3 protein-coding genes are annotated in these 6760 nt (G+C 69.9%); all 3 read left to right on the forward strand.

Annotation, left to right across the window (positions count from 1 at the left end):
• Window positions 1-824: 824 nt before the first annotated feature.
• The 3 genes from AB0I41_RS34510 to AB0I41_RS34520 all read left to right on the forward strand — a co-directional run bounded on the left by AB0I41_RS34510 (window position 825) and on the right by AB0I41_RS34520 (window position 6621).
• On the forward strand, window positions 825-1475 hold the full coding sequence (locus tag AB0I41_RS34510) for a hypothetical protein (protein WP_357115438.1): 651 nt from the start codon (window positions 825-827) through the stop codon (window positions 1473-1475).
• Window positions 1476-1478: 3 nt separating this feature from the next.
• A complete protein-coding gene (locus AB0I41_RS34515; RefSeq protein WP_357115441.1) occupies window positions 1479-2312 on the forward strand; it encodes a cobalt transporter in 834 nt (277 codons plus the stop codon).
• A 79-nt stretch (window positions 2313-2391) separates the two neighbouring features.
• Window positions 2392-6621, forward strand: coding sequence for a LamG-like jellyroll fold domain-containing protein (locus AB0I41_RS34520; RefSeq protein WP_357115444.1), 4230 nt, complete (start codon window positions 2392-2394; stop codon window positions 6619-6621).
• Window positions 6622-6760: the final 139 nt, after the last annotated feature.

Here is a 6760-nt window from a genome sequence, read left to right on the forward strand (position 1 = left end):
CTGTTCGGGCTGCAGCGCAGTGAAAGCCAAGCTGCCGCTGCACTTCAGGACCTTCATCTGCGACGAGTGCGGCCTCATCCTCGACCGGGATGCCACGCCGCCCGCAACCTCGCTGCCCTCGCGACAGCCGTAACGACTGGTACCGGAGTGGCCGGAGACCAGGACGCGCAAGCGTCGAAACCGCGTGGAGCCGACCGCAAGACCCGCGCCACCCGCCCCAGCTGTAAGGCCGGGGCGGGGCGGGCAGGTGGCGCAACCCTGCCGCACCAACGGCAGGAAGAAACGCGAGACCGTCATCAGGACACCGAAGCGCAACTCGCGCTCCGGTGACACCGTTACGGACCTTTCCAGCCGAAAGGCTGGGATTGCTGATATCTGACTACGGAGTCAGCAACGGTTCCACCGCGATGGCCGTCGAGGGCGCCCTCGTCAACCGGTCGAGCGGGTCGACCGAGCGGGCCGTCGGCGACGCGCTCGTCTACGTGGACGGCCCGTACCGCAGCGGGAACTGACCGGACGCCACCGACAGGAGCCGAAACGGCGGCACGTCCGCACACAGCACCGGGTGCGGCCGGTCCCGGACGACGGGCACCGGCCGCGCCCTCACCTGGCGAGGGCCGGTGATGAGCAGTGACAGTTTCGTAGTCAGCAATCTTTCCGTAAGGGTTCGCTCGGTTTCCGTGGCCTCGTTGGTCATCTGCGGCCGAAACAGTGATCGCGTCTCCGGCCGATGTTCGAGCGAATGAGAGTCTGTTGTGTCTGCCCTGTGCCGTGCCCTACGCCACGCCTGGCGTTGCTCCTGGGCCGTACTCGCACTGGTACTGATGGGAGGGCTGGTTCCGGGCCCGGCCTCGGCACATCCCTTCGGTGCCCCACAGCAGATCGAGGTCGCGGGCGAGGGCGATCACGGTGTGCGGGTCCGCTGGCTCGTCGGCGGAACCGATGACCTGACCCTGCTCGGCATCGCCCTCGGGGTGCTCCCCGAGGACCGGGTGATGCTCGACGGTGCGGTGATCTACGAGGCCTCCGACGTTGCGGCGATGGCTGGGGCTCCCGAGTTCGCCGAGTACCTGACCGAGCGGATCGCCGTGACTCAGGACGGGCAGCCCTGCGAGGGCGAGGTCAGCGTGGCCGACGATCTGGCAGCCGACGGCGCCGAGGTGCGTTTCACCTGCCCCGAACCGGTGAGCACAGTGACCGTGACGTCGCGGATGCTCACCGACCTGCACGAGGCCTACCGGACGTTCGCCAGAGGCTCTGACGGGCAGAAGGCGGTGTACGACGCCACGCACGAGTCGGCGGACTGGACCATCGGCGCCGGCGCGGACACCGGTTCCCGCCCCGCGTCCAGCCAGACCGTCGCCGCGGTGTCCTCGGGCAGGAGCGCCTTGCAACTCTTGGTCGTCGGGGGTGTTCTGCTGGCCGCCGTCGCAGCCGGAACCTTCTGGTACCGCCGGCGCGGACGACAGGCCTGAACCATGAACGCCACCACCTTCCTCGGCGCCGCAGCGGCACCCTTCGGCTCCAGCCCCACGGCCCTCCTCGATGTCGATCTCTTCGGAGCCGCTGACTTCGGCGATCGACTGATCGAGACGGTGCAGTCGCCGGGTTTCGTGCCGGTGGCACTGGTGATCGCCTTCGTGGCTGGGGCTGCGCACGGACTCGCACCCGGCCACGGTAAGAGTCTCGCGGCGGCGTACCTGATCGGCTCCCGGGGCCGGGTCCGCGACGCCGCCTGGCTGGGCTTCTCGGTGGCCGCGATGCACACCGTCTCGGTGCTGGCCATCGCGGTCGCCTGGACCTTCCTCTCCCTCTCCGACCTGGTCAGCCTCGAGCGACTGACCACCGGACTGCAGCTGATGGCTGGCCTGGCCGTCGTCGCCGTCGGGCTCTGGCTGCTGCGACGCCACCTGCGTCGGCACGGTCCTGGCCATCCTCATGGCCACAGCCACAGCCACGACCACGGGCATGGCCACACCAGCACGTCCCGCCCGGGTCTCCTTCTCCTCGGCATGTCCGGCGGCCTGACGCCTTCGCCGGCGGCCTTCCTCGTGCTGGTGACCGGCATCTTCGCCGGGCGGATCGGGTTCGCTCTCGTCCTCGTGGTCTGTTTCGGCCTCGGGCTCGCCGCGGTGCTCTTCACCGTCGGTCTCATGGCTCTCACCGGCCGCTCCCTCGTGGTACGCGTCGCCGAGTCCCACGCCCTGCTGCAGTTGGCCACGCGGGTAGCCCCCGTGCTGGCCGCCTGCGGGATCACCCTTATCGGCGTCGGCATCTCCGCCGCCGCCGTAGCCGGCCTACCCGGGACCTGACCTCAGACCCCTTCTCTGCTGGATTTCCGACCAGCTACCCACCCAACACCAACAGAAAACCCCCAACAAAGGAGATGTCGTGACGACACGACTCCATCCGATCGCCCGGAGGTGGCGCCGTCTGAGCGCGGCCACCCTCGGGCTTGCGGTTGTCGGCGGCGCGCTGATGTCGCCCGCCCAGGCCGCTCCGACCTCGGTCAGCACCGGGACGACCTCCGCCGCGACCAGCCAGGCGGCCACGGCTGTCACGGTTCCGGCTGCCGACGTGCTCGACGTCGCCTTCACCGGCGGCGCCACCACCGACCGGGCCAAGGGCCTCACCCCCACCACCTGGGGCGCCCCGAGCTACGCCACCGACGCGGCGTTCGGCCACGACATCCTCAAGGTGGACGGGGTCGACGACGCGGTCTCCTTCGACTTCACCGACCAGTGGAGCAGGTTCTCCACCGGCTTCGCCATCGAGTGCGTCTTCCGGGTCGACACCACCATGCCGGTAAGTGGCGAGAAGGACCTCTGCTCCGACAAGGAGGCCGGCGGCTTCTCGGTCTACGTCAACGGCGGCAACCTCGCCACGATGGCGCACATCGGCGGCGGCTACAAGTCGGTGGTGACCCCGATCAGCGGCAACCGCTGGTTCCACGCCGTGTCGGTCTGGGACGGCCAGTCCCTGAGCCTCTACCTCAATGGCCAGCTGGCCGGCTCGACCGCGGCCACTGGTCCGCTCACCCCGCCGGCCTCCACCGCACGCCGCTTCGTGATCGGCGCCGACGCCGCCCCGACCGGCATCGGCCAGGTCGCCCCGCCCGCCTCGTTCGCCGCGAGCAAGGTCTGGAGCGCCGCACTGACCGGCGCTCAGGTGGCCGAGCTGGCGTCGGCCTACAACACCAAGCCGCCCGTCCCGGTGGCCGACGTGCTCGACGTCGACTTCGACGACAGCACCCCGAAGGACGACGCGCAGAACCTCGCCGTCACCGTCCACGGCGAGCCGGTGATCGCGCAGGACACCGCGGTGAAGGCGCCGGTCGCGTCCTTCGACGGCTCCAACGACGCCTACTCGTACGCCTTCGGCGACCAGTGGAGCAAGATCAGCACCAAGGTCTCCATCGAGTGCACCCTGAAGTCCAACGGCACCCTGCCCAACAGCGGTGAGCACTCGGTCTGCTCCGACAAGGAGAGCGGCGGCTACTCGGTCGTGATCTACGGCGACAAGCTGACCTTCACCGCGTACGTCGGCGGCGGCTACAAGTCGGCGCAGACCCAGATCGTCTCCGGCCGTTGGTACCACGCGGTCGGCACCTGGGACGGACAGACCATCCGGCTCTACGTCGACGGCGTCCTCGCGGCTGAGGCACCGGCCGCCGGCACGCTCGGGCTGCCCGGCGGCGCCGCCCGCAACGCCTTCTACCTCGGCGCCGACTCGGTCAACCAGTTCTGGGCCCCGGCCTCGGTGCTCAACGCCCGTATCTACTCCAATGTGCTGACCCTCGACGAGGTCAAGGCGCTCAACATCGCCGCTTTCGGCGACGCCCGTGACGCGGGTGTCGCCGTCACGTCGACCGTGCCGACCGAGGGCGACCACCTCAGCCACCCGACCGAGTTCCGGATCACAGTCACCAACCAGGGCAACGCCACCGGCTGGCGTTACCTGCTCGACGGCGAGCCGGTCCAGGTCGGCCAGGAAATCGGCGCCGGCCTGAAGTCCGGCAGCCACACCCTGCAGATCTCGGCAACCGACGTCTTCGGCAAGCCGGTCAGCAAGACCGTGCGTTTCACCTCCGACGCCATTCCGACCAGTGGCGGCACCGAGGTCGGTCAGGGCAGCGGCCGGGTGACCCTCTCCGCGATCGCCAACAACCCCGACGGCGGCGAGGTCACCACCACCTTCAAGCAGGCCACCCCGAGCATCCCGGCCGGCGGCATCCAGGGTGCCGTCCCGGTGATGCCGTCCGCGCTGGACTTCTCCTACACCGAGGGCGCCCAGATCAGCACTGCCCCTCGTCCCGACGGAAAGTCCGTCAACAGCCCCTCCACGGGCGGCATCCCCTTCCAGCGGTACGACGTCCAGGTGCCGGCGTCGACCGAGCGTCGCCAGCTCCTGTGGAACGGTGTGGTCGACCCCGAGCGCGCGGTCTCGCTGCACGCGTGGAACAGCACCACCCAGGCGTGGACCGAGCTCGCCACCGCCCGCGGCCAGGCCGAGGGTGAGACCGCGCTGAAGGCCGTCGTCCGGCCGGAGCTGGTCGACAACGGCGTGGTCCACGTCCTGGTCACCGGCCAGGACCCGTTCGCCGACGACCTGGCGCCCCGCGACGCCACCGCCGGCACCCCGGCCAACAGGGACCACTTCGAGGACCCGTCGGCCTACGACTTCTCGCTGGCCCACTTCACCGACACGCAGTACCTCGCCGAGGGTGCGGTCGGTGGCACGTACGACGACTTCGACGGCATCGTCGAGGCCAGCGACAAGATGACCATGGAGGAGCAGGCGCTCTGGGCGAAGTCCTACCGGGACACCACCCAGTGGCTGGCCGACAACGCTGCCAGCCGGAAGATCGCCTACACCGCGCACACCGGTGACATCACTGAGAACGACTACACCAACCCGCTGGCCACCGACGCCAGCGGCAACCTGCTCCGCCCGGGCCTGGACGAGCAGGTGACCAAGGAGTTCCAGTTCACCGCCGAGGCGCAGCGCACCATGGACGCGGCCGGACTGGTGAACCAGGTCGTCGCGGGCAACCACGACAACCAGGGCGGTGTCGAGACCGGCCCGACCTCGCGGTTCAACCAGTACTACGGCCCGGAGCGCTACTACGAGGGGTCCAAGCTGTGGCCGGCCGAGTACAAGGCGTCGTACCACGCCTGGGACGAGACCACCGACGCCTCCGGCGCCGTGGTCACCCGCGGTAAGGACAACCAGAACAACTACGTCCTCTTCTCCGCGGGCGGTCTGGACTTCGTCGCGGTGGGCCTCTCCTACGGCGTCACCCAGGCCGAGGCCGACTGGGCCAGCTCGGTCTTCCAGCGCTACCACGACCGCAACGGCATCCTGCTGACGCACGCCTACATCGCCCCGTCGGGTGCGCCGGACGGCCGTGGTGCCAACTTCTCCACCGACGGTTCGCGGGCGTTCTCGAGCATCGTGGCGGCCAACCCGAACGTGTTCCTGGTCCTCGCCGGTCACGAGCACGGCGTCGGCACGAACCTCAAGACCGGGGTCGGCGTCACCGTTGAGCACAACGTGGTCGAGCTGCTCGCGGACTACCAGTTCTACAAGATGACCGCGGGTGAGCTGTGGCCGGAGAAGGTCGACGCCAACGGTAACCTCGACCTCAACGGCGACGGCACCGTCGACCACAAGAAGGGCGACCTGCTGCAGTTCGGCGCAAGCTTCCTGCGCCTGCTGCAGATCGACGTCGACCGGGCCGAGATGAGCATCGACACCTACTCGCCGATGCTCGACAACTTCGGTGCCACCGAGTACGACGACCGCAAGCGCTACAACGGCGCAGAGGACAACATGGTGCTGCCGATCGACCTGTCGTCGCGGAAGACCAGCTTCAGCACCGACGGTCTCGTTCTGGTCACGCCGACCGACACCGTGATCGGTGAGGACACGGCCCAGTCGGGCTGGCCGGCCACCGTGCGGTGGAGCGGCTTGACCGAGGGCGAGCTCTACGCCTGGACCACCACCAGCCGCACCGGCGACGGTGACCAGGTGGGCTCGGTCGACCAGTTCGGCGGCATCTTCATCGCCGCCGCCGCCGGCACGGACGTCACCGCCCCGGTGCTGACTGTCCCGGCCTCGACCTCGGTCGAGCAGGGTCACGCCTTCGATCCGCTGGCCGGGGTCACCGCGGTGGACAACACCGACGGCGACATCACCGACCGGATCCAGGTGGTCGGCACCGTCGACACCACCACCCCGGGCAGCTACGCGCTGTCCTACCTGGTCTCCGACACCAACGGCAACCAGGCGGTCGCCAACCGGGTGGTCACCGTCACCGCGGCCCCGACCGTGGAGCTCACCCCGACCTCGGTCCGTGCCAACGACACGACGGCCACCTGGGGCCGGACCCTGAAGCTGACCGCGGCCGTCACGCCGACCACGGCGACCGGTCCGGTGCAGTTCATGATCGGTGAGGACGTGCTCTGCGAGGCCCCGGTCAAGAAGGGCGTCGCCTCCTGCACCGTCCACATGCTGCCCAACCCCGGCACCCACCAGGCTCGGGCGGTCTACGGCGGCGACAAGACCCACGCGGCGTCGTACGACGACTTCACCCTGACGGTGGTCGAGCGCACCCGCTGATCGAGGGGTTCGAACGGGGGGCACCCCCGGAGCGGGGGGGGGGGGGGCGCGGGGGGCCCCCCCGCCGCGGCCGGCCCCCCCCCCGGGGGGGGGGGGCCCCCGCCCCCCCCCCCCCCGCGCGCGGGGGGGGGGGCGCGGC

The sequence above is a fragment of the Micromonospora sp. NPDC050200 genome (assembly GCF_040656135.1).
Classification (GTDB): Bacteria; Actinomycetota; Actinomycetes; order Mycobacteriales; family Micromonosporaceae; genus Micromonospora.